The organism is Variovorax glacialis (assembly GCF_051216375.1).
GTDB lineage: Bacteria > Pseudomonadota > Gammaproteobacteria > Burkholderiales > Burkholderiaceae_C > Variovorax.
This window is the reverse complement of sequence record NZ_JBPJZT010000008.1, coordinates 238,401-264,989: the sequence shown is the minus strand read 5'-3', so window position 1 is coordinate 264,989 and position 26,589 is coordinate 238,401. Positions and strand designations below refer to the sequence as shown.

The window sequence follows — 26,589 nt, the reverse complement described above, 5'->3', positions numbered from 1 at the left end:
GCTCATGAAATTTCGTTTTCCCATCGTCATCATCGACGAGGACTTTCGTTCAGAGAACACCTCGGGGCTCGGTATTCGCGCGCTGGCCCAGGCCTTCGAGAGCGAAGGCTTCGAGGTGCTGGGCGTCACGAGCTATGGCGACCTGAGCCAGTTCGCGCAACAGCAGAGCCGGGCGAGTGCCTTCATCCTGTCGATCGACGACGAGGAGTTCTCGGTCGGCCCCGACCTCGATCCGGCCGTGCTCAACCTGCGCAACTTCATCGGCGAGGTGCGTCGCAAGAACGCCGACGTGCCGATCTACATCTACGGCGAGACGAAGACCTCGCGCCACATTCCGAACGACATCCTGCGGGAGCTGCACGGCTTCATCCACATGTTCGAGGACACGCCGGAGTTCGTGGCGCGCCACATCATCCGCGAGGCCAAGAGCTACCTGGAAGGCGTGCAGCCCCCGTTCTTCAAGGCGCTGATCGACTACGCGGAAGACGGCTCGTATTCATGGCACTGCCCGGGCCATTCGGGCGGCGTGGCGTTCCTGAAGAGCCCCGTGGGCCAGATGTTCCACCAGTTCTTCGGCGAGAACATGCTGCGTGCGGACGTCTGCAATGCGGTCGAGGAACTCGGCCAGCTGCTCGACCACACCGGCCCGGTGGCGGCGAGCGAGCGCAATGCGGCGCGCATCTTCAATGCCGACCACTGCTTCTTCGTGACCAACGGCACCAGCACCAGCAACAAGATGGTGTGGCACCACACCGTGGCGCCGGACGACGTGGTGGTGGTCGATCGCAACTGCCACAAGTCGATCCTGCACGCGATCATCATGACGGGCGCCATTCCGGTCTTCATGAAACCGACGCGCAACCACTTCGGCATCATCGGCCCGATCCCCAAGAGCGAGTTCGAGCCTGCGGCCATCAGGGCCAAGATCGCGGCCAACCCGCTGCTCTCGCATGTCGATGCGAACAAGGTCAAGCCGCGCGTCATGACGCTGACGCAGTCGACCTACGACGGCGTGATCTACAACACCGAGACCATCAAGAACATGCTCGACGGCTACGTCGACACGCTGCACTTCGACGAGGCCTGGCTGCCGCACGCGGCGTTCCATCCGTTCTACGGGGCCTACCACGCGATGGGCAAGCGCCGTGTGCGCCCGAAGGAATCGCTCGTGTTCGCCACCCAGTCGACCCACAAGCTGCTGGCCGGCATCAGCCAGGCCAGCCACGTGCTGGTGCAGGACTCGCAGAACCGGGCGCTCGACCGCGATCTCTTCAACGAGGCCTATCTCATGCACTCATCGACGAGCCCGCAGTACGCGATCATCGCGAGCTGCGACGTGGCCGCCGCGATGATGGAGCCGCCCGGCGGCACCGCGCTGGTCGAGGAAAGCATTCTGGAAGCGCTCGACTTCCGCCGCGCGATGCGCAAGGTCGAGGCGGAGTTCGGCAAGGACGAATGGTGGTTCAAGGTGTGGGGCCCCGAGAAGCTGGTCGACGAAGGCATCGGCCGCGCCGACGACTGGATCATCAAGGGCGAATCGCGCACCGCGAAGTGGCATGGCTTCGGCAAGCTGGCCGACGGCTTCAACATGCTGGATCCGATCAAGTCCACCATCGTGACGCCCGGCCTGGACCTGAACGGCAAGTTCGCGAAGACCGGCATCCCGGCCAGCATCGTCACCAAGTTCCTGGCCGAGCATGGCGTGATCGTCGAGAAGACGGGGCTCTACAGCTTCTTCATCATGTTCACGATCGGCATCACCAAGGGCCGCTGGAACACGCTGCTGACGGCATTGCAGCAGTTCAAGGACGACTACGCGCGCAACCAGCCGATGTGGCGGATCATGCCGGAGTTCTGCCAGGCGCATCCCAAGTACGAGCGCCTGGGATTGCGCGACCTGTGCCAGCACATCCACGAGCTGTATGCGCGCTTCGACGTGGCGCGACTGACCACCGAGATGTACCTGAGCGACCTGACGCCGGCGATGAAGCCGAGCGATGCCTTTGCGCACATCGCGCATCGCAAGACCGAACGCGTGGAAATCGATCATCTGGAAGGCCGCATCACCACGAGCCTCATCACGCCGTATCCGCCCGGCATTCCGTTGCTGATTCCGGGCGAGGTCTTCAACAAGAAGATCGTCGACTACCTGAAGTTCGCTCGCGAGTTCAATACCGAATGCCCGGGTTTCGAGACCGACATCCATGGGTTGGTCGGGCGCATCGACGAAACCGGCAAGAAGCGCTATTACGCCGACTGCGTGCGCGCGGCCTGATCAAGCCAGGCGCAAGGTCATCACGCCGGCGACGATGATCACCGTGCCGGCGGCACGCTGCCGGCCGAAGCCCTCGCGCAGGAAGAGAGCGCCGAGGATTGCGGCAAACAGCACCGATGTCTCGCGCAGCGCCGCGACGACGGCGACGGGCGCGTGCGTCATGGCCCACAAGGCGATGCCGTAGCTGCCCAGCGAGGCGAGGGTGCCGATGGCGGCGATCTTCCAGCGTCCGGCCATGTAGGTGAGGGCCGCGCGGCGTTGGCCCGGCCTGCGCCACAGGACCAGCAGCAGGTACGGGATCCCGTCGAAGAGGAACAAGCCCGCGACATAGGCGAACGCATCGCCCGATGCGCGAACGCCGAGGCCGTCGATCACGGTATAGAGCGCGATGATCGCGGCGTTGACCAGTGCGAACGCGAGCGCCTTGCGCCGCTGCGCCTCACTGCCGCTGTGCAGGGCCGAGCGTGAGAGTCCCAGCGTCAGGACGCCGACGCAGATGATCGCGACGCCGGCCCAGGCGAATGCGGAGATGGCTTCACCGATGAAGGCCAGGCTGCCCATCGCCACCAATAGCGGCGCGCAACCGCGCATGATCGGATAGGTGAGACCGAGATCGCCATGCTTGTAGGCGCCGGCCAATGCAATGTAGTAGCCGAGATGGATCACCATCGAGGCGATCATGTAGGGCCACGCGACAGGCGCCGGCAAGCCTGTGACGAAGATCAGGGGCACTGCGACGAAGATGCCCAGGCTGTGGATCAACGCGGTGTCGAGCGATTTGTCTCGTCCGGACTTGATCAGCGCGTTCCATCCCGCGTGCAAGAGCGCGCCGCAGAGCACGGCGAAGACGATCGGTCCGCTCAGTGCCACGCAGGTCGTCCGTCGGGTGCGTTGGCAAGGTGGGGATCAGTCGGCAGAGGCATGTGTCGAGCGATTGAAAGTGCAGTGGCTGCGGCCTGCGGACTATGCCATTTCTTCCGGGGCACGAATCCAAGTCGAGGAAGCCTTCGTATAGGTTGCAGCCGTCGCGAATCCTGCGGCGGTTTCAAACCTCAGGAGCCTTTCATGAAGAGCAGCACCCATCGCATTGCATCCGTGACCCTCGCCATCGCCATGGCAGCCGGCGCGGCCTCGGCCATGGCGCAGGTCATGGTTGGCGGCGCGCCCATGTACCCGACCAAGGACATCATCGACAACGCCGTCAACTCGAAGGACCACACTACGCTGGTCGCCGCAGTGAAGGCGGCTGGGCTGGTCGACACGCTCAAGGGGCCCGGACCTTTCACAGTCTTCGCGCCGACCAACGACGCCTTCGCGATGCTGCCCGACGGCACGGTCGACATGCTGCTGAAGCCGGAGAACAAGGCGAAGCTGACGACCATCCTGACCTACCACGTGGTACCGGGCAAGCTGGACGCCGCGGCACTCACGAAGGAAATCATGGCTGGCAAGGGCATGGCTTCGCTGAAGACCGTTTCAGGCGGCAAGCTCACGGCCAAGTCGAGCGGCGGCAAGGTGATGGTGACGGACGAGAACGGCAACACCGCCACCGTGACGACCGCCGACGTGATGCAGTCGAATGGCGTGATTCACGTGGTCGACAAGGTGCTGCTGCCGAAGTAAGCGGAGCAGCCAGGCGTCTCAGGACTCGATGTCGTCGCGCACCCGGAGGAAGCGGGCGAACCTCGGAAGGCCCGACGGATTCAGGCCGTTGTAGCGATAGGTGACCCAGGTGCCGACGGCGGGTGGATTCTCGCGTTCGGCATCGGTGAAGCCACTGCCGAGCTTGAAGCGCTTGCCGTCGGGCATCTCGACCATCAACGCACCCAGGCGGCCGGCGTGCTTGCCGCGTCCGCCAATGTGCGCGACCACGCGGGCGTCGGCATCCTCGAAGGGCTTGACCTTGAGCAGGTCGGCGCTGCGTTCGGACCGGTAGGGTGAAGCGCCGCGATGAAGCATCAGGCCTTCGCCGCCCATGCGGACCGTCTTGTCGAGCAGGGCCTGCAGCGCCTCGTGCGTCGTGGCGCGCTGCTGGGGCACCGCGACCAGCCAGGGCGCGCTCGTGATGGGCAGCAATTTGCGCAGCGCGGCCAGACGAGCCGTGAAGTCGCCCGGCGCGGCGGGCAGGTCGAAGACCATGAAGCGAATCTCGCGCCAGGCTGCGTCGACCGGTGTCTGGCTGCGCACGGTCGACACGGTTTGCGCAAAGCGACCGCGGCCCATCCACAGCTCGCCGTCCAAGGGGACTGGCGGAAGGGGCTTCGTGAACCACGCGGGGGCGGCGACGCGCTCGCCGCCGCGCGTCCAGAGCTGCTTGCCGTCCCAGTAGCCACGCACGCCGTCGTATTTCTCGCTGACCCAGTAGTCGTCGAGCGGCATGCCGCGGCGATAGACCTCTGCCAGCATGAGCGGCGGCGCCTTCGCGCCGTTCGCCGCCGATGCAACGAGAGGGTGGAGCGCAGTGAAGACTACGCCAAGGCCGCCTAGCGCGAGCGTGCGGCGAGACAGGAGAACGGGCTTGCGAAGGCCCGTGCCAAAAAGAGAACTCACGATCAACTCCCCGACATTTTTAGGTATGCCGGAATTATGGAGTTTTGAAGCGGCGCTTTCGGCTCAGGCGGCGGGCTCCGCGATGCCGCCGACGACATGGCTGAAGCCGCCGTCGACATAGGTGATCTCCGCCGTCACCCCGCTCGCGAGATCGCTGAGCAGGAAGGCCGCGACGTTGCCCACTTCGTCGATGGTCACGTTGCGGCGGATCGGCGACACCTCGGCCACCACCGACAGGATCTTTCCGAAGCCCTTGATGCCGCTGGCCGCCAGCGTCTTGATCGGCCCGGCGCTGATGCCGTTGACGCGCGTGCCCTTAGGCCCGAGCGACTCGGCCAGGTAGCGCACCGATGCCTCGAGCGAGGCCTTGGCGAGGCCCATGGTGTTGTAGTTGGGCAGGACCCGCATGGCGCCGAGGTAGGTCAGCGTGAGCAGTGCCGACTTTTCGTTGAGGTAGGGGAGGGCGGCCTTGGCCATGGCCGGGAAGCTGTAGGCGCTGATGTCGTGCGCCACCTTGAAGGCATCGCGCGAAAGGCCGTCGAGGAAGTCGCCTGCGATCGCTTCGCGCGGAGCGAAACCGATGCTGTGCACGAAGCCGTCGAACTTGGGCCAAGTCTGCGACAGGTCGGCGAAGAGCTTGTCGATCTGCGCGTCGTCGCCCACGTCGCAATCGAAGACCAGCTTCGAATCGAAGTCGGCTGCGAACTCGGTGATGCGGTCCTTGAAGCGCTCGCCCACGTAGCTGAACGCCAGTTCGGCGCCTTGCTGATGGCAGGCCTTGGCGATGCCGTAGGCGATCGAGCGGTTGCTCAACACGCCGGTGATCAGAAGTTTTTTGCCGGAAAGAAAGCCCATGGATCGACCTCGTGAAAATCTTGGGCAGAATTCTCGCATGCGAGCCTGGCTGCTTTTCGTGTTGGCGCTTTCGGCGTCCCCGTCATGGGCAGCGCATGCCTACGCGCAGTTCGGCGACATCAAGTACCCGCCGGACTTCACGCATTTCGCCTATGTGAATCCCCAGGCGCCCAAGGGCGGGGAACTGCGGATGGTCCCGCCCATCACGTCGACGAACTTCGACAAGTTCAACCCCTTTACCCTGAAGGGCACGCCGCCGGCCGGGATGGGCCAACTGGTGTTCGAGAGTCTTCTGACCGGCAATTCGGAAGAGCCGACCACGGCCTACGGCCTCCTGGCGGAGGACGTGGAGGTCGCGCCGGACCGTCTCTCGGCCACCTTCAGGATCCGCCCCGAGGCCCGCTTCAATGACGGCTCGGCAGTCATGGCGTCCGACGTGGCCTATTCCTTCAAGACGCTGACCGGCCCGCTCGCCGCGCCCCAGTTCCGCACGATCTATGCCGAAGTGAAGGGCGCCACCGCCGTCGGGCCGCGCACGGTTCGCTTCGACTTCGCCAGCCCGAACCGGGAGTTGCCCCTCGTCGTCGGTGGCATGCCGGTCTTCAGTCCGAAATGGGGCGGAGGGAAGCCATTCGACCAGATCACGAACGAGCTTCCCGTCGCGTCGGGTCCGTACAAGATCCCGGATGCCCGCCTTGGGCGCGACATCACCTACATCCGTGACCCGAACTATTGGGGTGCCAACCTGCCGGTGCGCAAGGGGCAGTTCAATTTCGATCGCCTGACCTTCAAGCTCTACCTCGACGAGACGGCGCGATTCGAAGGACTGAAGGCGGGGGAGTTCGATTTCATGCGCGAATTCATCTCGCGCAACTGGGCGCGGCAGTACAAGGGAAAGCAGTTCGACAGCGGCGAACTCAAGGCGCGGGTCTTCGAGAACCGCAACCCGGGTGACTTCCAGGGCTACGTCCTCAACACCCGCAATCCGAAGTTCCAGGACCGGCGGGTACGGGAGGCTATCGGCCTGACGATGGACTTCGACTGGCTGAACCGCCAACTGTTCTACGGCTTGTACAAGCGCGTCGAAGGCTATTTCCCCAACAGCGAGTTCCACGCCGAAGGATTGCCCGGTGCGGACGAACTGGCGTTGCTGGAGCCCTTGCGCAGCAAGCTGCGGCCCGAGGTCTTCGGTCCGGCCGTCATCTCGCCGACGACGGTGCCGCCTTCCAGCCTGCGCGCCAATCTTCGGAAGGCACGGCAATTGCTCGCTGATGCGGGGTGGACCTACCGCGACGGCGCGCTGCGCAATGCGGCCGGCGATGTCTTCGAGATCGAGATGCTCAACAACCAGCCTTCGCTGATCCGCGTGATCACGCCGATGCAGACGGCCCTGCGCAAGCTGGGCATCGAGCTTCGCGTGCGGACGGTCGATAGCTCGCTCTTCCAGCAGCGCATGGACAACTTCGAGTTCGAGATGACCAGTCTGCGGCTGCCGGGCAGTAACGCACCGGGCGGAGAACTGTTCGAGCTTTTCGGCAGCCAGGCGGCGGCAACGAACGGATCGGCGAATCTATGGGGCATTGCCGATCCCGCGGTCGATGCACTGCTACAGAACGTGGTGAAGGCGACGACGCGCCCCGAACTGGCCGCGGCCATGCGTGCACTTGATCGCGTGCTGTCTCACGGCTTCTATTCCGTCCCGCAGTGGTACAGCGATTCCTTCCTGGTCGGCTACCGTCCACGGCCCTTCGTGCTGCCGGAGCTGATTCCGCCGTATTACCAGCCCGATTCCTGGGCGATGTCGACGTGGTGGGCTTCGCCCTCGAACCGTTAGGCTCGGGAGAACCATGGCCAGCTACATCCTCAAGCGCCTGCTCCTGATGATCCCGACGCTGTTCGGCGTGCTGCTGCTCACCTTTGTCGTGATCCAGTTCGTGCCGGGCGGGCCGGTCGAGCAGATGGTGTCGCAGTTGCAGGGGCGCGATTCGGGCGGTGAACGCGCCGCATCGGCTGGCAGCGGCTACCGCGGACGCCAAGGGCTGGACGCGCAGCGCATCGAGGAAATCAAGAAGCTCTACGGCTTCGACAAGCCGCCGCTGGAGCGCTTCGGGCTGATGCTCAAGTCCTACGCGCAGTTCGACCTGGGCACCAGCTTCTACCAGCGCAAGGCGGTGTGGACGCTGGTGAAGGAGAAGCTGCCGGTTTCCATCAGCCTTGGCCTGTGGACCTTCTTCATCAGCTACCTGATCGCCGTGCCGCTGGGCGTCGCCAAGGCGGTGCGGGCCGGCACGCGCTTCGATTTCGTCACCACCCTGATCGTGCTGATCGGCTATGCCATCCCCGGCTTCGTGCTGGGGGTGGCGCTGCTGGTGATCTTCGGTGGCCAGTTGCAGTGGTTTCCGCTGCGCGGGCTGACCTCTTCGAACTGGGAGACCCTGAGCTGGGGGGCCAAGGTGACCGACTACCTGTGGCACATCACGCTGCCCATCATCGCGATGGTCCTGGGCAGCTTTGCGGTCACGGCGATGCTGACCAAGAACTCCTTTCTGGAGGAGATCCGCAAGCAGTACGTGCTGACCGCCCGTGCCAAGGGCCTTTCGGAACGCCAGGTGCTCTGGAAGCACGTGTTCCGCAATGCGCTGATACCGATCGTCACCGGCTTTCCGGCGGCATTCATCGGCGCCTTCTTCGCCGGCTCGCTGTTGATCGAGACGCTGTTCTCGCTGGACGGCCTGGGCCTGCTGAGCTACGAGAGCGTGATCCGGCGCGACTATCCGGTGGTTCTCGGGACGCTTTATCTCTTCACGCTGATCGGGCTGGTCACCAAGCTCATCTCCGACCTCTGCTATGTCTGGGTCGATCCGAGGGTGAAGTTTGACTAGCGCGCCGACGTCACGGCCGCTTTCGCCAAGTCCGGCGCGCCGGGCCTGGCAGCGCTTCAAGCGCAATCGCCTGGGCTACTGGAGCTTCCTCGTCTTCACCGTGCTGGTGGTGCTCAGCCTGTTCGCGGAAGTGCTGTCGACCGACAAGCCGTTGGTCGTGCGCTACGAGGGGCAGACCTACTTCCCGGTGGTGCGCGACTATTCCGAGAAGACCTTCGGTGGCGATTTCGAGACGCCGGCTGACTACCTCGATCCGTTCATTCGGGAGCGCATCACCACGGGCGGCAACTGGGCGATCTATGCGCCGAATCCCTATGGGCCGAGGACGCTCAACTACTTCGCGCCGTTGCCGAATCCGTCCGCGCCTTCGCGCGAGAACATCTTCGGCACGGACGACCGCGGGCGCGACCTGCTCGCGCAACTGATCTACGGATTCCGCGTGAGCGTGCTGTTCGCGCTGGCGCTGACGGTCATCGGCGTGATCCTGGGCATCGCGGCCGGCGCGGTACAGGGCTTTTTCGGCGGCAAGACCGACCTCGCGTTCCAGCGCTTCATCGAGATCTGGGGCTCGATGCCGGAGTTGTACCTGCTGATCATCTTCAGCGCGATCTTCGCGCCCAGCGTGGCGCTGCTTCTGATCCTGTTGAGCCTTTTCGGCTGGATGGGGCTGTCCGACTACGTGCGCGCCGAGTTCCTGCGCAATCGGCAGATGGATTACGTGCGCGCGGCACGGGCGCTCGGCGTCGGCAACCTGCAGATCATGTGGAAGCACATCCTGCCGAACAGCATGACGCCGGTCGTGACCTTTCTGCCGTTTCGCATGAGTGCGGCGATCCTGGCGCTGACCTCGCTCGACTTCCTGGGGCTCGGCGTGCCGCCGGGAACGCCGTCCCTCGGCGAACTCCTGAGCCAGGGCAAGGCCAACATCGATGCGTGGTGGATTTCGCTGTCCACCTTCGGCGTGCTGGTGGTCACGCTGATGCTGCTCACCTTCATGGGCGACGCGTTGCGCGATGCGCTCGATCCCCGAAAGGCCGACCAGTGAGAGCGCCATTGTTGAAGGTCGAACGCTTGCGGGTCGCTTTCGGTGACAAGGAAGTGGTGCACGACATCCGCTTCGACATCGCGCAGGGCGAGAAACTGGCCCTTGTCGGCGAATCGGGTTCGGGCAAGACCGTGACGGCCTTGAGCCTGCTGCGGCTGGTGCAAAACGCAAGGGTCTCGGGTGTCGCGACGTTCTCTGGCGTTGAGGGTGCGCCAGAGGTCGACCTGCTGGCCCTGCCCGAATCGCGCCTGCGCGGCATCCGGGGCAAGGAGATCGCGATGATCTTCCAGGAGCCGATGACCGCCCTCAATGCGCTCTATCCCGTGGGCGACCAGATCGCCGAAGTGCTCGAACTGCACCAGGCCCTGCCGGCGCGTGCTGCGCACGAAGCGGCCGTGCAACTGCTTGCGGATACGGGCATCCCGGAACCGGCCCGGCGGGCGAGGGCGTTTCCGCACCAGTTGTCGGGCGGCCAGCGGCAGCGCGCCATGATCGCCATGGCGCTGGCCTGCAAGCCGCGGCTCCTGCTGGCCGACGAGCCGACCACGGCGCTCGACGTCACCGTTCGCGCGCAGATCCTCGATCTGCTGGCCGACTTGCAACGCAAGCACGGGATGGCCGTGTTGCTCATCACGCACGACCTGAACCTCGTGCGTCGCTTTGCCGATCGCGTCGCGGTGATGGAGAACGGCCACATCGTCGAGCATGGCGCGGTTTCGACCGTGTTCGACGCGCCGCAGCACGCCTACACGCGCAAGCTCATAGACAGCCGTCCGACGCGGGACGTCGCGCCCGTTGCGATCGACACGAGCGCACCGCCGGTGCTCGCGGCGAGGGCGTTGCGGGTAATCTACCCGGTCGCGCGCCCTGGCGTGGCGGGGTGGTTCCGCAAGGGCGAGTTCGTGGCCGTGCAGGGCGCCGATTTCGACATCGCGCCCGGCGAAACGCTGGGTGTCGTGGGAGAATCCGGCTCGGGCAAATCCACCTTGGCGCTGGCGGCGCTCGGCCTGCTGAAGCACCAGGGGCATCTGGACCTGGGCGGCCGGAAGTGGGCCGAGGGCGGCGCCAGCGACCGTGCGCTTCGGCGGGTGATGCAGGTCGTCTTCCAGGATCCTTTCTCGTCGCTCTCGCCGCGCATGACGGTGGAGCAGATCGTTGGAGAGGGGCTGACGGTGCACGCACCCGAGCTGGACCAGGCCGCCCGCCAGACCCGCGCGCTGGCGGCACTGGCCGACGTGGGTCTGACGGAGGCGCAGTTCCCTGCGTTGCTCGATCGCTATCCGCACGAGTTCTCCGGCGGGCAGCGGCAACGGCTGGCGATCGCCCGCGCGTTGATCGTCGACCCCAGGCTTCTGGTGCTCGACGAGCCCACGAGCGCGCTCGACGTCACGATCCAGAAGCAGGTGCTGGGACTGCTGCAGCGTCTCCAGCGCGAACGAGGCTTGAGCTACTTGCTGATCACCCACGACGTCGACGTAATCCGCGCGATGGGGCACCAGGTCATCGTGATGAAGGACGGCGCAATTCTGGAATCGGGCCCCGTAGATCGGGTGCTCGACGCGCCCGAGCATCCCTATACGCAGAAACTGGTCGCGGCAGCGCTGACAGATTAGAAGAACTCGGAGAGCGCGGAATGTCGCAGATCGGTTATGACAGGCGCGGTGCCTGGCGCGCGGCCCTGGCCTGCATGGTGGCGCTGGGGGTGGCGATGGGGCTCGGGCGCTTCGCCTTCACGCCAATGCTGCCGATCATGCTGCACGAGGGCAAATTGGACCTGCAGGCGGGCGGCGTGCTGGCGTCTCTCAACTACCTGGGCTACTTCCTCGGTGCCTTGAGTTGCGCCGCGCTTCGCGTAAAGCCGATCAGCATGGTGCGCGGCGGGCTGGTTGCCACCGCTGTGTTGCTGCTGGGGATGGGGCTGCTGCACGGCTTCACCGCCTGGGGGATGCTCCGCACGGCTGCGGGTGTCATGAGCGCCTGGACGTTCGTTTTCGCGTCCGGCTGGGGCTTGCGACGATTGGCCGAGACCGGTGCGCCGGCTCTGGCCGGGGTGATCTACGCGGGGCCGGGCGTCGGCATTGCGGCGACGGGAATGCTGGGCGGATGGGTCGGCCGATGGGGGTCGAGCGCGGCGTGGATCGCGTTCGGGCTGCTGTCGCTGCTGCTGATCGCATGGGTCTGGCGGATCTTCGCCGATGGCGAGGTTGCACACCCGGTCGGGCAGGCGGCGCCGGCCACGGCGCGGACGGGCGCCGAATCGGCTCAGGCGCGCGGCGACGCGCGTTGGCTGGTGGGCCTTTACGGGCTGGCCGGGTTCGGCTACATCATCACCGCGACCTTCCTCCCGGTGATTGCACGGCAGGCCCTGCCGGGCTCCCCCTGGCCGGACTTCTTTTGGCCCCTGTTCGGCCTGGCGGTCGTTCCCGGGGCGCTGATCGGCGCCCGAGCGCCGATTCATTGGGACAACCGCCTTCTGCTGGCGATCGGCTACGCCTTGCAGGCGGTCGGCGTCCTGCTGTCAGTCGCCTGGCCGTCGATCACCGGTCTGGCCTTGGGAAGCCTGCTGCTCGGCATGCCCTTCACGGCCATCACGCTTTTTGCCATGCGGGACGCCCGGCGGCTCAAAGGCAATGCCGCAGCCGGTTTGATCGGCTATGCGACAGCTTCGTACGGGGTCGGGCAAATCGTCGGCCCGCTTTTTGCAGCACCATTGGCCCAGCGGACAGGATCGTTCGCGGCGCCCTTACTTGTGGCGGCTGCGGCCCTTGGCATCGGGGCGGCGCTTTTTATCGTTGTCTGGCATCGTTGTCACGTGACCAAAGGTATCCAGGCCGCCTAGAAACCGATGTTTCGTAACGCATTTGGCATATAATTCAAGGCTCACGACCAAACGGGCGGGTACCAACCGCCCGTTTTTTATTGGTCGAAGCATTCTTGATGCCGCAGGCGGGCGGCGGCATCGGGCACACCAAAGGCAAAAACAGACACGTGGCATTGCAGCAGACAGTGGAACAAACCGTGGCCGGGCTCGGCTACGACCTGGTCGAGATCGAACACTCGGCCGGGGGATTGCTGCGCGTCACGATTGATTTGCCCTGGAAAGGCCCCAATTCGGAAGGTGCGGTCGCAGCGGGTGCGCCGGAACCCTTCGTGACGGTCGAGGACTGTGAAAAAGTCACCCGCCAATTGCAGTTCGCGCTGGAGGTCGATGGCGCCGACTACAAGCGACTTGAAGTGTCGTCGCCGGGTATTGACCGGCCATTGCGCAATGATCAGGATTTCGAACGATTTGCCGGTGAGGTGATTGACATCACGCTCAAGGCGCCGATGGGTGCGGCGGCTGGCGGCCAGGTTTCGGCCAACCGCAAGAAGTTTCGCGGCACGCTGGAGCGTGTTGCGGCCGCCGATGGATCGCACGGTTGGCAAATCGTCTGGAGCGACGAGCCGGCGGCAAAGCCCGGCCAGAAGATCAGCAAGAAGCGCGCGCCTGCACCCCTGCAGGCGTTGGGTTTTGCTTTGGACGAGCTCCGCGAAGCGCGGCTCGCCCCGATAGTGGATTTCAAAGGGCGCAGGCCCAAACCTGGCACGTTGGTGTCGGACTGAACGAGGAGAGTGGTGGCATGAATCGCGAAATGTTGATGTTGGTGGATGCGATCTCGCGCGAGAAGAACGTCGAACGTGACGTCGTCTTCGGCGCTGTCGAGTCCGCCTTGGCGCAAGCCACCAAGAAGCTCTACCAGGGCGACGTGGACATCCGCGTCGCTGTCGACCGCGACAGCGGCGACTACGAGACCTTCCGCCGCTGGCACGTGGTGCCGGACGAAGCCGGCCTCCAGTTGCCCGACCAGGAAATCCTCCTGTTCGAAGCCAAGGAAGAAATGCCCGACATCGAGCTCGACGAGTACATCGAGGAAGCTGTCGAATCGGTGCCGATCGGCCGCATCGGCGCGATGGCCGCCAAGCAGGTCATCCTGCAGAAGATCCGCGACGCGGAGCGCGAGATGCTGCTCAACGACTTCATGTCGCGCGGCGAGAAGATCTTCACCGGCACTGTCAAGCGGCTGGACAAGGGTGACATCATCGTCGAGGCCGGCCGCGTCGAAGGGCGCCTGCGCCGCAGCGAGATGATCGCCAAGGAAAACCTGCGCAACGGCGACCGCGTGCGGGCCATGATCATGGAGGTCGACCTGACGCTGCGCGGCGCGCCGATCATCCTGTCGCGCGCGGCCCCCGAATTCATGATCGAGTTGTTCCGCCAGGAAGTGCCCGAGATCGAGCAGGGCCTGCTCGAGATCAAGAGTTGCGCCCGGGACCCGGGCTCGCGCGCCAAGATCGCCGTGCTTTCGCATGACAAGCGCGTCGACCCGATCGGCACCTGCGTCGGCGTGCGCGGTACGCGCGTGAATGCCGTCACCAACGAACTCGCCGGCGAGCGCGTGGACATCGTCCTGTGGAGCGAAGACCCGGCGCAATTCGTGATCGGTGCGCTCGCGCCTGCCAACGTCTCGTCGATCGTGGTCGACGAGGAAAAGCATGCGATGGACGTGGTGGTCGACGAGGAAAACCTCGCGATCGCGATCGGCCGCGGTGGTCAGAATGTGCGGCTCGCCTCCGACCTGACCGGCTGGAAGATCAACATCATGGACGCCAACGAATCGGCCCAGAAGCAGGCGACCGAGACAGACGCCAGCCGCAAGCTGTTCATGGAAAAGCTCGATGTCGACGAGGAAATCGCCGACATCCTGATTTCCGAAGGCTTCACGAGCCTGGAAGAAGTGGCCTACGTGCCGATTTCCGAACTGCTCGAGATCGAAAGCTTCGACGAAGACACGATCAACGAACTGCGTTCGCGCGCCAAGGATGCGCTGCTCACCATGGAAATCGCCCGTGAAGAAAACGTCGAGAGCGTCTCGCAGGATCTGCGCGACCTCGACGGACTCGACCCGGCCCTCATTCCAAAATTGGCCGAGGCGGGTGTCCACACCCGTGACGACCTGGCCGACCTTGCGGTCGATGAACTCACCGAGATCACCGGCCAGAGCGCCGATGACGCCAAGAACCTCATCTTGAAAGCCCGCGAACATTGGTTCGCCGGCCAAGAGTGACGGTCATGGAGGCACGAAACCAATATGTCCAGTACCACTGTCGCCGAGTTCGCGAACGAACTCAAGAAGACTCCCGAAATCCTGCTTGATCAGCTCAAGAGCGCGGGCGTGCCCAAGGCCGCCGCGACCGATGCGCTCACCGAGGCCGACAAGCAGCGCCTGCTCGGCTTCCTCAAGGCCAGCCACGGCACGCTCGAGCCCGAGCGCAAGAAGATCACGCTGACGAAGAAGTCGACCAGCGAGATCAAGCAGGCCGACGCCACCGGTCGCGCCCGCACGATCCAGGTCGAGGTGCGCAAGAAGCGCACGTTCATCCAGCGCGACGAGGGTCATCCTGCCGCCGCCGAGCCGGCACCGCAGGAAGCGCCCGTCGCGGCTGCTCCGGCCGCACCGCAGATCGACGAAGCCGAACTGACCCGCCGCGAGGAAGAAGCGCGCCGGCAGGCCGAACTGATCCGTCGCCAGGAAGAAGAACTGGCCGAGAAGCGCCGTATTCGCGAAGAAGCCGAGGCGCGTGAGCGCGAGAAGGCCGAGCGCGCCGAACAGGCCGAGCAGGACGCCAAGGCCGCCAAGAAGAAGGCTGCGGAAGCGGCCGCCGCTGCAACGGTGACCGAAGGCGCGCCCGATGTGCCCGAGGAAGCACCCGCCGTGACGGACCGCAAGGCCGCCGCTGAAGCCGCGGCTGCGCAGGCCAAGGACGATGCCAAGGCCAAGGCTGCTGCCGAATCGAAGGCCCGTGCCGACGAGGAAGCCGCGCGCGCCAGGGACCTGGACGAGCGCCGTCGCAAGGCACTGGCCGAAGCCGAAGCCATCCGCGCCATGATGAATGCACCGGCGCGCGTGCTGGTTCCGCACAAGGCGCCGGAGAAGCCCGCGCCTGAAGCCAAGGCCGGGGTGAAGGGCACGCTGCACAAGCCGACCGCCCCCGCCGCGCGCCCGGGCGCGCCGGCTGCCCCCGGCGCTGCTGCCACAACCGCCCCTGGCGCAGGCAAGGAAGTCAAGTCGGCCAAGCTCTCGTCGAGCTGGGCTGGTGACACGGCCAAGAAGAAGGAAATCAAGACCCGCGGCGACGCCAGCGGCGGTGTCGGTCGTGGCAACTGGCGCGGTGGCCCGCGCGGCCGTCGCGGCAATGACCGCAACGGACAGGAAGAGCGCGTACAGGCCGCACCGGTCGAGGCGCGCGTCCTCGAAGTGCACGTGCCTGAAACCATCACGGTCTCGGAACTCGCTCACAAGATGGCCGTGAAGGCGTCCGAAGTCATCAAGCAACTGATGAAGCTCGGCCAGATGGCGACCATCAACCAGTCGCTGGACCAGGACACCGCGATGATCATCGTGGAGGAAATGGGCCACAACGCGGTCGTCGCCGCGCTGGACGATCCCGAAGCCTTCACCGACGAGGACGTGTCGGCGCAACAGGCCGAAGCACTGCCGCGGGCACCGGTCGTGACCGTCATGGGTCACGTCGACCACGGCAAGACGTCGCTGCTGGACTACATCCGCCGCGCCAAGGTGGCGGCGGGCGAAGCTGGCGGCATCACACAGCACATCGGCGCCTATCACGTGCAGACCGCGCGTGGCATGGTGTCCTTTCTCGACACCCCCGGCCACGAGGCGTTCACCGCCATGCGTGCGCGTGGTGCGCAGGCCACCGACATCGTGATCCTGGTGGTCGCAGCGGACGACGGCGTCATGCCCCAGACCAAGGAAGCCATCAAGCACGCGAAGGCTGCGGGTGTGCCGATCGTGGTCGCGATCAACAAGATCGACAAGCCCGATGCCAACCTCGACCGCGTCAAGCAGGAACTGGTTGCCGAAGAGGTCGTGCCCGAAGAGTACGGCGGCGACACGCCATTCGTGCCCGTGTCCGCCAAGACGGGGCAGGGCGTAGACGAGCTGCTCGAGCAAGTGCTGCTGCAGGCCGAAATCCTGGAGCTGAAGGCGCCGGTCGATGCGGCCGCCAAGGGCCTGGTGATCGAAGCCCAACTCGACAAGGGCCGTGGTCCGGTCGCGACCGTGCTGGTCCAATCCGGCACGCTCAAGACGGGCGACGTGGTGCTGGGTGGCTCGACCTATGGCCGCGTGCGCGCCATGCTGGATGAGGACGGCAAGACCATCAAGTCGGCCGGTCCTTCGATCCCGGTCGAAATCCAGGGTCTTACCGAGGTGCCGCAAGCGGGCGACGAGTTCATGGTGATGGGCGACGAGCGCCGTGCGCGCGAGATCGCCACCTACCGTGCGGGCAAGTTCCGCAACACCAAGCTGGCCAAGCAGCAGGCTGCCAAGTTCGAGAACATGTTCTCGGACCTGAACGCGGGCGAAGTCAAGATGGTGCCGATCATTATCAAGGCCGACGTGCAGGGTTCGCAGGAAGCGCTGGCGCAGTCGCTGCTCAAGCTTTCGAACGACGAGGTCAAGGTCCAGGTGGTGTATGCCGCCGTGGGTGGCATCAGCGAGTCGGACATCAACCTCGCGATTGCCTCCAAGGCGATGGTCATCGGCTTCAACGTGCGTGCCGACGCTGGTGCGCGCAAGCTGGCCGAAGGCAACAACGTGGGCATCAGCTACTACAGCATCATCTATGACGCCGTGGACGAGCTGAAGACCGCCATGGCCGGCATGCTGGCACCCGAGCGGCGCGAAGAGGTCATCGGCTCGGCCGAGATCCGCACCGTGTTCGTGGCCTCCAAGATCGGTACGGTCGCGGGCTGTATGGTCACCTCCGGCTCTGTCAATCGCAGCGCGCATTTCCGCCTGCTGCGCGACAACGTGGTGGTCTATACGGGCGAAATCGACTCGATCAAGCGCCTCAAGGACGATGTGCGCGAAGTGCGCGAAGGCTTCGAGTGCGGTATCAAGCTCAAGAACTACAACGACATCAAGGAAGGTGATCAGCTGGAGTTCTTCGAGATCAAGGAAATCGCCCGGACGCTGTAAGCGCCTCGTACGACCCTGGCCATGCCCAAGAGAAAAGCCGCAGCCCCCAACCGCGCCTTCAAGGTGGCCGATCAGATCCAGCGCGATCTGACGGAGCTGATCGCGCGCGAGTTGAAGGACCCGCGCGTGGGCATGGTCACCATCCAGGCGGTCGAGGTGACGCCCGACTACGCGCACGCGAAGGTCTTCTTCAGCCTGCTCGTGGGCGATCCGGTCGAGACCACCGAAGCGCTGAATCAGGCCGCCGGTTTCCTGCGCAACGGCCTGTTCAAGCGGCTGCACATCCACACGGTTCCGACGCTGCATTTCCAGTTCGACCGCACGACCGAACGTGCGGCCGACATGAATGCGCTGATCGCGCAGGCCGTCGCTTCCCGTTCCAAAGACGACTGAAGATGAACGCGCCACGCACACGGGTGCAGCGGCGCCCTGTGCATGGGGTGTTGCTGCTCGACAAGCCGCTGGGTCTTTCCAGCAACCAGGCCTTGCAGAAGGCCAAATGGCTGTTGCGCGCCGAGAAGGCCGGGCATACGGGCACGCTCGATCCACTCGCGAGCGGCGTGTTGCCGCTGTGCTTCGGCGCCGCCACCAAGTTCAGCCAGTTGCATCTGGATGCCGACAAGACCTATGAGGCCACGGCGCACCTCGGGGTGAAGACATCCACCGGCGACGCCGAAGGCGAAGTCGTCGCCGAGCGCCCTGTTGCCGTCACCGCCGACGACCTGAAGCGCGTCCAAGCGCAATTCACCGGACCGATCCGCCAGGTGCCACCGATGCACAGCGCGTTGAAGAAAGACGGAAGGGCGCTGTACGAATACGCGCGCGAAGGCGTCGAGATCGAGCGCGCGCCACGCGACGTGGTGATCTACAAGTTGGCGATCGACGCCTCATCCGACATCGAGATCCGCATCCGGGCGACCGTGAGCAAGGGCACCTACATCCGCACGCTCGGCGAAGACATCGGCGAAGCCTTGGGCTGCGGCGCCCACCTCACTGCGTTGCGCCGTACCGTCACCGGTGGCTTCGACGTATCCCAATGCGTGACGCTGGACGCGCTCGAAGCCATGATCGAGGATGAGCGGCTCGCGCAATTGCTGCCCACCGAAGCGCTCGTGGCCGATCACACGCCCGTCACGCTCGACGCCGAAGATGCCGGGCGATTCCTGTCCGGCCTGCGCCGACGCGGCATGTGGCCGGACGCGCCGGCCGTGGCCGTCTTCGGCCGCGAACCTCACGCATTCCTCGGCTCGGCCCATGTGAAAGCCGGCGAACTGATTCCGGGGCGCCTGCTGAGCCCCATCGAAATCCAGCAAACACTATTGACCGAAGCGACACCATGAGCACCAAACAGATTCGCAACATCGCCATCATTGCCCACGTGGACCATGGCAAGACCACGATGGTCGACCAGCTGCTGCGCCAGTCCGGCACCTTCGCCGAGCACGAGAAAGTGGTCGACACCGTGATGGACAACAACGCGATCGAAAAAGAGCGCGGCATCACGATCCTGGCCAAGAATTGCGCCGTGACCTGGGAAGGCACGCACATCAACATCGTCGACACCCCCGGCCACGCGGACTTCGGTGGTGAAGTCGAGCGCGCGCTCAGCATGGTCGACGGCGTGGTGCTGCTGATCGACGCTCAAGAGGGCCCGATGCCCCAGACCCGCTTCGTGACGAAGAAGGCGCTGGCCCTCGGCTTGAAGCCGATCCTGGTGGTGAACAAGGTCGACAAGCCCGGTGCGCGTCCCGACTACGTCGTGAACGCCGCCTTCGACCTGTTCGACAAGCTCGGCGCGACCGACGAACAGCTGGATTTCCCGGTCGTCTACGCATCGGGCATCAACGGCTGGTCCTCGCTCGAAGAGGGCGAGCACGGCGAGCAGTGGGGCCCCGACATGTCGGCACTGTTCAACACCATCCTGAAGCACGTGCCTGCCCATGCGGGTGATCCCGAGGCGCCGCTGCAACTGCAGATTTCCGCGCTGGACTTCTCGACCTTCGTGGGCCGGATCGGCGTCGGCCGTATTCACGCCGGCACCATCAAGCCCCAGATGGACGTACTCGTGATGGAAGGCCCGGACGGCAACACGTTCAAGGGCCGCGTCAACCAGGTGTTGACTTTCCAGGGTCTCGACCGCGTTCAGACCGACGAAGCCGGCCCGGGCGAGATCGTGCTGATCAACGGCATTTCCGACATCGGCATCGGCGTGACCGTCACCGATCCGACAAAGCCGACCTCGCTGCCGATGCTCAAGGTCGATGAGCCGACCCTGACCATGAACTTCTGCGTGAACACCAGCCCGCTGGCCGGCCGCGAAGGCAAGTTCGTCACCAGCCGCCAGATCTGGGATCGCCTTCAGAAAGAACTGCAGCACAACGTCGCCTTGCGCGTCAAGGAAACGGACGAAGAAGGCATCTTCGAAGTCATGGGTCGCGGCGAACTGCACCTGACCATCCTGCTGGAGAACATGCGCCGCGAAGGCTACGAGATGGCCGTGTCGAAGCCGCGCGTGGTGTTCCGCGACATCGACGGCGTCAAGCACGAGCCGATCGAACTGGTGACGGCCGACATCGAGGACGCGCACCAGGGTGGCGTGATGCAGGCCCTGGGCGAGCGCAAGGGCGAGCTGGTCAACATGGAACCGGACGGTCGTGGCCGCGTGCGTCTCGAGTACCGCATCCCGGCGCGGGGCCTGATCGGCTTCACCAACGAATTCCTGAACCTGACGCGCGGCTCGGGTCTGATCTCCAACATCTTCGACGGCTACGAGCCGCACAAGGGCGAGATCGGCAGCCGCAAGAACGGCGTGCTGATCTCGATGGACGACGGCGAAATCTTCACCTACGCGCTGGGCAAGCTGGACGACCGCGGCCGCATGTTCGTGCGCGCGAACGATCCGGTGTACGAAGGCATGATCGTCGGCATCCACAGCCGCGACAACGACCTCGTCGTCAATGCCACGCGCACCAAGCAGCTGACCAATTTCCGCGTCTCCGGCAAGGAAGACGCGATCAAGATCACGCCGCCGATCGAGCTCACGCTGGAATACGGCGTGGAGTTCATCGAGGACGATGAACTGGTCGAGATCACGCCCAAGAGCGTGCGCCTGCGCAAGCGCTTCCTGAAGGAACACGAGCGCAAGCGCGCCTCGCGCGAGACTGCCTGATGCAGCACGTGGGTGGCCGGGGGCTCACTCACGGCCGGGCGGTCTGGCTGATGGTCGTCGTGACCCTCATGTGGGCCACGGCGGGTGTCGTCACGCGCCACCTCGAACACGCTCGCAGCTTCGAGGTGACTTTCTGGCGCAGCTTCTTCACGCTGGTGTCGCTGCTGGTCATCCTGCCCTTGTGGCAGGGCCGCGCGGTCTTCTCGAAGATTCGCCAGGGCGGGAGCGAGCTGTGGGTCTCCGGCATCTGCTGGAGCGTCATGTTCACGGCCTTCATGGTGGCGCTCACGCTGGCCAGCGTCGCGAACGTGCTCGTGACCATGGCCGCCGGCCCGTTGCTAACGGCGCTGGCTGCGCGGATTTTTATCGGCCACAAGCTGCCGACGAGGACGTGGGCCGCCATCGTAGCGGCCGGCGTGGGCATCGGCTGGATGTACGGCGCGCAACTCGGCGAAGGGCATCTTCTCGGCACGTTGGTCGCGCTGTGCGTGCCGCTCGCGGGCGCCTGCAACTGGACCGTGGTCCAGCACGCCCATGCCAAGGGGCATGATGTCGACCTCGTCCCCGCGGTCCTGATCGGTGCAGCCATTTCCGCGCTCGTCACGCTGCCACTGGCGTGGCCCTTTCAGGCAAACACCCATGACCTCGGCCTGCTCGGCTTTCTGGGCCTGTTTCAGCTGGCGATTCCTTGCGTGCTGTCGGTGATGTGCGCGCGCGTGCTAAAAGCGCCGGAGGTGTCACTGCTTGCATTGCTCGAAGTCATCTTCGGCATTGCGCTGGCCTGGATCGGTGCCGGCGAGGAGCCCGAGCCGAGCGTGCTGACCGGCGGCGCAGTGGTCATTGGTGCCCTCGTGTTCAACGAGTTGCTGGGTCTTCGGGAGCGGCGCGCGCCGGCCGCCGCCTTGACCAGTCCCCACTGACGGGTGGACAGGGCATTCACCGACGCCCTGGACTGATGCTTCAACGTTGATTGCTTATTTGAGGATGTATTGATGCGACTTTCCGTTGTCCTGGCTGCCTGCGCGATGCTTGCGGCGCCCCTGTGCTCGACCGCCCAGGTATCGATCAATATCAACGTGCCCGGCGTCGTGATGGCGGCACCGCCGCCTCCCCGGTACGAAGCCATGCCGCCGCAGCGCCCAGGCTACGTCTGGGTGCCCGGCAACTGGCAGTGGCAGCACAACGCCTATGACTGGCGCCGGGGGTATTGGGAGCCCGCGCGCGCCGACTATGCCTACGCACCAGGCCGCTGGGTGCGCGTTGACGGCGGATGGCGCTGGGTCGAGCCGAACTGGAAGCCCTACAAGGTCAAGAAGGGCCATCACGATGACGGTTACCACGACCGGGACGATGACCACGACCACGGCGGCTATCACTGCCCGCCGGGACAGGCGAAGAAGGGCCGCTGCTGAGCGAGCACGACGATCCAGCGAAAAGGCCGGCATGATGCCGGCCTTTTTCATGCGACTCGCCTTCCGGCGAGTTTGCTGGCTCAGGGGCGCGCGACTTTCCACGCGCCGTTGAAGCCGTCGCCGGTCTTGTCGCCGGCCTTCGTGTCCTTGGACCAGTAGTAGAGCGGCCAGCCCTTGTAAGCCCACTGCTTCTTGCCATCGTCGCGCACGATGATGGTGTAGGGGCCCATGGGCTTGGCCGCGTCCGCCACGGGCAGAGGCGGCCAGTTGGTAGCGCAGGGTCCGTTGCACGCGGACTTGCCGCTGCCGGCGGCATCGCGGTCGAAGGTGTAGAGCGTCATGCCGGTCGGGCCGATCAGGACGCCGTCGGACGTGCGCGTGGGCGTGTCCGGCGCTGTTGACATGCTTCCGCATCCCGCGAGCAGGGCGGCGGCAAGGATCGAGGCGCTGAGCAGTTTCATGAAGATTTCTCCTTCGGTTAAAAAACGAATCTGACGGGACAGTCTATCCGCCGGTTTTTTCGAGCTGACGGTAGACCGATGTCGCGAGACGGAGCAAGGCATCGCGCGGCAGCGCGCCTGTGAGCGCATAGCCGAATCCCTGGTCCACCCAATAGAAGCTCGGCACCGGGCCGTCCTCCGCGAAACGGAAGGCAGTCTCTGGGGCGCGCGACGCATCCGAGTCGGAACCGAGGCTGCCGATGTAGAGCGTGACGCGCTCGCCGCCGGCCCGTTCGAACATGAACTGTGCGCGGGCGCCTTCACTGCCAGGTAGCAGACGACCGCCGACCAGCGCGTAGCCCTCTGCCGACAGATCCGGCACCTGAAGCGGCTTGTCGAGCCGTTTCGACAGCCACTGGGCCAGATGCTGCTGCTCGGCCGCCGCCACTTCGACCGGATGACGCTTCTCCGGCGTATAGACCGCGTGGGCCACCGAGGCGGCATGCACGAATTCGCGCGCAGCCGGCGCGCGAGCCAGTGCTGCGCCGGGCAGCGAGGCAGTCCATTGGATGTTCGCGAGCCAACCCGCAGCGAAGGCGATCAAGACCCCCGCCGCCATACCGCCCCAGCGCATCCAGCGGGATCGCCGGGCATGCTGCTCGTCGGCCAGACCGGCTGCGGCCAGCAAGGCGGGCGGCACGGGCTCGTCGAGCACCTCGCGATGCAGTTGCCGCAAGGCGTTGCGCTGGGCCTCCCAGGCGGCCAGGTCATCATCGGGGGGAAGAGGGGGCGTGTTCATGGCGTTGGCCGATTACTTGAGGCGGCGCAAGCCGGGACGAACCGCCACGGCCGCAGGCGTGCCCTCCATCAGGTCCTGAAGCCGGGCGCGCGCCCGCGAGAGGCGCGACATCACGGTGCCCACCGGTATAGCCAACACCTTGGCCACTTGCGCGTAGGACAAATCTTCGAGCGCCACCAGCAGCAGCACGGCGCGCTGGTCTTCAGGAAGCAGCAACAGGCAGCGCTGCAGGTCGATGGCCTGGTCACGGTGCGAATCCACGCTGCGCAGTTCGTGCACGACGTCATCGATGTCTACCACCGATGCGCGCGCCGGTGCGCGACGCACCTGGCTCGCGAACACGTTGTGCATGATCGTGAAGAGCCAGGCCCGGAGATCGCTCCCCGCGATCCACAGGCGCCACTTGCTGCAGGCGCGTTCGAGCGTGTCCTGCACGAGATCGTCGGCCGACCAGCTGTCGCCCGTCAGCGCGCGGGCATAGCGCCGCAGGCTGGGGATGTGGTCGACGAGCAGGCGCGCGTTCATGGGGTGAGGCAGATCATCGGGGTTGTCTGCTGCACGAACGCCGGGACAGGTCGCTTTATTCCATGTCCCTCAAAAAAAACTTCAACTGTCGCCGGCCGCGCCGCTGCGATCGTCATTGCGAAGCACGCGCCGCTTGAGCGGCTTCGCCGGGTTCCCGCCATAGACCATCCACGGATCCAGCGAGCGGAACGCAACGCCTCGTGCGCCCAGCACCGCACCTTCGCCCACTTCCACGCCCGGTCCGACGAAGGCCTCGGCGGCGATCCATGCCTGCGCGCCGATGACGATCGGTCGGGCGGTCAGCTGGAAGGTCGCCGACGAGATGTCGTGCGTGCCCGCGCAGAGATGCGCGCCTTGCGATACCAGCGCCGCGCGTCCGAGCGAAATCGGCGCCATGTTGTAGCAAGTGACCCGCTCGGCCAGCAGCGCGCGATCGGCCAGATGCAGGTGAGGCGGATACCAGACCCGCGCACTGCCGCGCACGTCGCTGGACTCGCCAAGCTGCGCGCCGAACAGCTTCAGGAGAAAGCGACGCCAGAAGCGCATCTGCGGCGGCGTCCACGACGCCAGCAGGGCCCAACTGAGGTTCCAGACGGCCCGCAACACCCGATTGCCCAGTGAAAAGCTCGGGCCGCCTTCGAGCGGATTGACGCGCGTGGCGTCGAGGGGTTGAAGCGCCATCGATGTTCCTTCAGCGGGTGCGACTCTTCATGGCCCGCTCGACTTCACGCTTGCCCTCGCGGTCCTTGATGGTGTCACGCTTGTCGTGTTCGGCCTTGCCCTTGGCGAGTGCGATCTCGCACTTGACCTTGCCGGCCTTCCAATGCAGGTTGAGCGGCACCAGCGTATAGCCCTTCTGCTCGACCTTGCCGATCAGGCGACGGATCTGCTCCTTGTGCAGCAGCAGCTTCTTGGTGCGAACGGAATCGGGCGTGATGTGTGTCGACGCGGATCGCAGCGGGTTGATCTGGCAGCCGATCACGAACAGTTCGCCGTCGCGGATCACGACGTAGCCGTCGGTGAGTTGCACCTTGCCCTCGCGCAGCGATTTGACTTCCCAGCCTTCCAGAACCATGCCCGCCTCGAAGCGCTCCTCGAAGAAGTAGTTGTAGGCGGCTTTCTTGTTGTCCGCGATCCGGGAGGAGGTGTCTTGTTTTTTTGTGGCCATGGTGTGTCAGGTGTGGGCTGCATGGCTTCAATACAATCCGTCGCGCACGCGGTGCCGATTCTATGAAAACAGTCCACAAGTCCGTTCTGATCTGGTACAGCGCCGATGAGATGTACGCTCTCGTCACCGACGTTGCGAAGTATCCGGAGTTTTTGCCATGGTGCGATCGCTCCAAGGTGATCGAGCAAAGCGAACTCGGAATGACGGCGGAGGTGGGCCTGGCCTTCAGCGGCTTTCACCAGAGCTTCACGACGCGCAACACCCATGTGCCCGGGCGCGAAGTGCACCTGAAACTGGTCGCCGGGCCCTTTTCCAACCTCGACGGTGCCTGGAAGTTCACTCCGGTGGGCGAGGAGGGCGAGCGCGCCTGCCGCGTCGAGCTGAACCTCAGCTACGGCTTCAACAACTTCGCGCTGCAGGCGCTCGTCGGCCCGGTGTTCGACAAGGTCGCCTCCAATCTGGTCGAAGCCTTCGTGAAGCGTGCGGAGCACGTCTACGGCACGCCCTGATGTTGCAAGTCACGGTGGCGTACTCGCCGGCGCCTCGCGAGGTGTTCGAAGAGCTTGTGTCTCTTCCGGACGGTGCGACGGCGCGTGATGCCGTCATGGCCAGCCATCTCGGCGCAACGTTTCCACTGTTCGACTGGCAGGCGTCCCTTCCGGGCATCTGGGGCCGTGCGGTCGAATGGGACCAGGTTCTCGCCGATCTCGATCGCATCGAGTTGTGCCGGCCGCTCACGGTCGACCCCAAAGTCGCGCGGCGGGAACGATTCCGGCAACAGGGTGCGCGTGGAACGGGATTGTTCGCTCGCCGACGCAAGGGCGGCAAGGCGGGGTACTAGGCCTACCTGCAGTCGGAATCGATCACCGCTTGCAGCCGTTGCGCTTCCGTGGCGCGCGCGTTGTCATCGATGATCTCGCGCTCGCCCTGCGCGTTGATGCGGGCCACTCGGATGCCGCTGTCCATGGTCGCCTTGCCCTGACGCGCCCGACTGCAGTTCTCGGCCTTGGCCTGCGCCACTCTCTGCGCCTCGGACGCCTGCTTCGCCTTTTCGGCGTCTTCGGCCTTCTTCGCCTTCTCGGTGAGTTCCTTGTCGACACCCGTCGGCTTTGCGGCGGCAGGTGCAGCTGCAGGCGCTGCTACGGCCGCGGTTTCCGCTGGCGCAGGCGGCGTGCTGAAGTTCAGGCGCTTGCCGGGTACGCCGGGTTTGCGAATGATGTTCTTCTCGGGAACGTCCGGCGGCGGTGCCTGGTCGCTGAACACCTTCTTGTTGTCCTTGTCGATCCACTGCCACTGGGCGTGGGCACCCAAGGGCAGCAGGACGACCGATGCGACGACAAGCAGATGCGCGAATTTCATGGCCGGCAGTTTAGCGCTGCCTTACGTTTTGCAACTTTGCCGCTGGCATTTTTGCAACGTTCTGCCGC

Annotated in this window: 26 protein-coding genes; 17 read left to right on the top strand and 9 right to left on the bottom strand. The window is 65.0% G+C overall.

Annotated features, from left to right (window positions below):
* Positions 1-4 precede the first annotated feature (4 nt).
* Positions 5-2,275, top strand: a complete 2,271-nt coding sequence (locus ACSFBL_RS22270) for an Orn/Lys/Arg family decarboxylase (RefSeq protein ID WP_435517999.1) — start codon at positions 5-7, stop codon at positions 2,273-2,275.
* On the opposite strand, the gene ACSFBL_RS22265 is transcribed toward ACSFBL_RS22270, so the two are convergent.
* Positions 2,276-3,145, bottom strand: coding sequence for an EamA family transporter (locus ACSFBL_RS22265; protein ID WP_435517998.1), 870 nt, complete (start codon positions 3,143-3,145; stop codon positions 2,276-2,278).
* Positions 3,146-3,340: 195 nt separating this feature from the next.
* On the opposite strand from ACSFBL_RS22265, the gene ACSFBL_RS22260 reads away from it, so the two are divergent.
* Positions 3,341-3,898 carry a fasciclin domain-containing protein gene (locus ACSFBL_RS22260; RefSeq protein WP_435517997.1) on the top strand — a complete coding sequence of 186 codons (558 nt, stop codon included), beginning with the start codon at positions 3,341-3,343 and terminating at the stop codon, positions 3,896-3,898.
* 18 nt (positions 3,899-3,916) lie between these two features.
* Here ACSFBL_RS22260 and ACSFBL_RS22255 read toward each other — a convergent pair whose 3' ends face one another.
* Positions 3,917-4,825 (bottom strand): DNA ligase, encoded by a 909-nt coding sequence (locus ACSFBL_RS22255; RefSeq protein WP_435517996.1) that lies wholly within the window; start codon positions 4,823-4,825, stop codon positions 3,917-3,919.
* Between the two features lie 63 nt (positions 4,826-4,888).
* Positions 4,889-5,680: an enoyl-ACP reductase FabI gene (gene fabI / locus ACSFBL_RS22250; RefSeq protein WP_435517995.1), complete on the bottom strand. Its 792-nt coding sequence runs from the start codon at positions 5,678-5,680 to the stop codon at positions 4,889-4,891.
* A gap of 37 nt (positions 5,681-5,717) precedes the next feature.
* On the opposite strand from fabI, the gene ACSFBL_RS22245 reads away from it, so the two are divergent.
* The 13 genes from ACSFBL_RS22245 to ACSFBL_RS22185 all read left to right on the top strand — a co-directional run bounded on the left by ACSFBL_RS22245 (position 5,718) and on the right by ACSFBL_RS22185 (position 22,230).
* Positions 5,718-7,514, top strand: coding sequence for an extracellular solute-binding protein (locus ACSFBL_RS22245; RefSeq protein WP_435517994.1), 1,797 nt, complete (start codon positions 5,718-5,720; stop codon positions 7,512-7,514).
* A gap of 13 nt (positions 7,515-7,527) precedes the next feature.
* Positions 7,528-8,562 (top strand): microcin C ABC transporter permease YejB, encoded by a 1,035-nt coding sequence (locus tag ACSFBL_RS22240; protein WP_435517993.1) that lies wholly within the window; start codon positions 7,528-7,530, stop codon positions 8,560-8,562.
* Positions 8,555-9,607, top strand: coding sequence for an ABC transporter permease (locus ACSFBL_RS22235; RefSeq protein ID WP_435517992.1), 1,053 nt, complete (start codon positions 8,555-8,557; stop codon positions 9,605-9,607). The genes ACSFBL_RS22240 and ACSFBL_RS22235 overlap by 8 nt, the downstream gene beginning before the upstream one ends.
* Positions 9,604-11,220, top strand: a complete 1,617-nt coding sequence (locus ACSFBL_RS22230) for an ABC transporter ATP-binding protein (protein ID WP_435517991.1) — start codon at positions 9,604-9,606, stop codon at positions 11,218-11,220. The genes ACSFBL_RS22235 and ACSFBL_RS22230 overlap by 4 nt, the downstream gene beginning before the upstream one ends.
* 20 nt (positions 11,221-11,240) lie before the next feature.
* Complete coding sequence (locus tag ACSFBL_RS22225; RefSeq protein WP_435517990.1) at positions 11,241-12,446, top strand: YbfB/YjiJ family MFS transporter; 1,206 nt, start codon at positions 11,241-11,243, stop codon at positions 12,444-12,446.
* Positions 12,447-12,595: 149 nt separating this feature from the next.
* On the top strand, positions 12,596-13,210 hold the full coding sequence (rimP, locus tag ACSFBL_RS22220) for a ribosome maturation factor RimP (RefSeq protein WP_435518124.1): 615 nt from the start codon (positions 12,596-12,598) through the stop codon (positions 13,208-13,210).
* 17 nt (positions 13,211-13,227) lie between these two features.
* Positions 13,228-14,712: a transcription termination factor NusA gene (gene nusA / locus ACSFBL_RS22215; RefSeq protein ID WP_435517989.1), complete on the top strand. Its 1,485-nt coding sequence runs from the start codon at positions 13,228-13,230 to the stop codon at positions 14,710-14,712.
* A 24-nt stretch (positions 14,713-14,736) separates the two neighbouring features.
* Positions 14,737-17,649, top strand: coding sequence for a translation initiation factor IF-2 (gene infB, locus ACSFBL_RS22210; protein ID WP_435517988.1), 2,913 nt, complete (start codon positions 14,737-14,739; stop codon positions 17,647-17,649).
* Positions 17,650-17,670: 21 nt separating this feature from the next.
* Positions 17,671-18,042 (top strand): 30S ribosome-binding factor RbfA, encoded by a 372-nt coding sequence (gene rbfA / locus ACSFBL_RS22205; RefSeq protein WP_093107543.1) that lies wholly within the window; start codon positions 17,671-17,673, stop codon positions 18,040-18,042.
* 2 nt (positions 18,043-18,044) lie between these two features.
* Entirely contained in the window at positions 18,045-18,989 is a 945-nt protein-coding gene (gene truB / locus ACSFBL_RS22200) for a tRNA pseudouridine(55) synthase TruB (RefSeq protein ID WP_435517987.1), read from the top strand.
* Positions 18,986-20,818 carry a translational GTPase TypA gene (gene typA, locus ACSFBL_RS22195; RefSeq protein WP_435517986.1) on the top strand — a complete coding sequence of 611 codons (1,833 nt, stop codon included), beginning with the start codon at positions 18,986-18,988 and terminating at the stop codon, positions 20,816-20,818. Before truB ends, typA begins: the two co-directional genes overlap by 4 nt.
* Complete coding sequence (locus ACSFBL_RS22190; RefSeq protein ID WP_435517985.1) at positions 20,818-21,738, top strand: DMT family transporter; 921 nt, start codon at positions 20,818-20,820, stop codon at positions 21,736-21,738. The genes typA and ACSFBL_RS22190 overlap by 1 nt, the downstream gene beginning before the upstream one ends.
* 72 nt (positions 21,739-21,810) lie before the next feature.
* On the top strand, positions 21,811-22,230 hold the full coding sequence (locus ACSFBL_RS22185; RefSeq protein WP_435517984.1) for a YXWGXW repeat-containing protein: 420 nt from the start codon (positions 21,811-21,813) through the stop codon (positions 22,228-22,230).
* An 80-nt stretch (positions 22,231-22,310) separates the two neighbouring features.
* On the opposite strand, the gene ACSFBL_RS22180 is transcribed toward ACSFBL_RS22185, so the two are convergent.
* The 5 genes from ACSFBL_RS22180 to smpB form a co-directional block, all read right to left on the bottom strand.
* Complete coding sequence (locus tag ACSFBL_RS22180; RefSeq protein WP_435517983.1) at positions 22,311-22,691, bottom strand: COG4315 family predicted lipoprotein; 381 nt, start codon at positions 22,689-22,691, stop codon at positions 22,311-22,313.
* A gap of 43 nt (positions 22,692-22,734) precedes the next feature.
* The gene (locus ACSFBL_RS22175) at positions 22,735-23,469 is read right to left on the bottom strand and encodes an anti-sigma factor family protein (RefSeq protein WP_435517982.1); all 735 of its coding nucleotides are present in this window, start codon (positions 23,467-23,469) and stop codon (positions 22,735-22,737) included.
* 12 nt (positions 23,470-23,481) lie between these two features.
* Complete coding sequence (locus ACSFBL_RS22170) at positions 23,482-23,994, bottom strand: sigma-70 family RNA polymerase sigma factor (RefSeq protein WP_435517981.1); 513 nt, start codon at positions 23,992-23,994, stop codon at positions 23,482-23,484.
* 81 nt (positions 23,995-24,075) lie between these two features.
* Complete coding sequence (locus ACSFBL_RS22165; protein WP_435517980.1) at positions 24,076-24,675, bottom strand: LbetaH domain-containing protein; 600 nt, start codon at positions 24,673-24,675, stop codon at positions 24,076-24,078.
* A 10-nt stretch (positions 24,676-24,685) separates the two neighbouring features.
* A complete protein-coding gene (gene smpB, locus ACSFBL_RS22160; RefSeq protein ID WP_435517979.1) occupies positions 24,686-25,162 on the bottom strand; it encodes an SsrA-binding protein SmpB in 477 nt (158 codons plus the stop codon).
* A 62-nt stretch (positions 25,163-25,224) separates the two neighbouring features.
* Between smpB and ACSFBL_RS22155 the strand changes: the two genes are divergently transcribed.
* Together ACSFBL_RS22155 and ACSFBL_RS22150 are read left to right on the top strand one after the other, a co-directional pair.
* Positions 25,225-25,671 (top strand): type II toxin-antitoxin system RatA family toxin, encoded by a 447-nt coding sequence (locus ACSFBL_RS22155; RefSeq protein WP_435517978.1) that lies wholly within the window; start codon positions 25,225-25,227, stop codon positions 25,669-25,671.
* Positions 25,671-26,003: an RnfH family protein gene (locus tag ACSFBL_RS22150; protein WP_435517977.1), complete on the top strand. Its 333-nt coding sequence runs from the start codon at positions 25,671-25,673 to the stop codon at positions 26,001-26,003. The genes ACSFBL_RS22155 and ACSFBL_RS22150 overlap by 1 nt, the downstream gene beginning before the upstream one ends.
* A gap of 2 nt (positions 26,004-26,005) precedes the next feature.
* Here ACSFBL_RS22150 and ACSFBL_RS22145 read toward each other — a convergent pair whose 3' ends face one another.
* The gene (locus ACSFBL_RS22145) at positions 26,006-26,521 is read right to left on the bottom strand and encodes a DUF4124 domain-containing protein (RefSeq protein ID WP_435517976.1); all 516 of its coding nucleotides are present in this window, start codon (positions 26,519-26,521) and stop codon (positions 26,006-26,008) included.
* Positions 26,522-26,589: the final 68 nt, after the last annotated feature.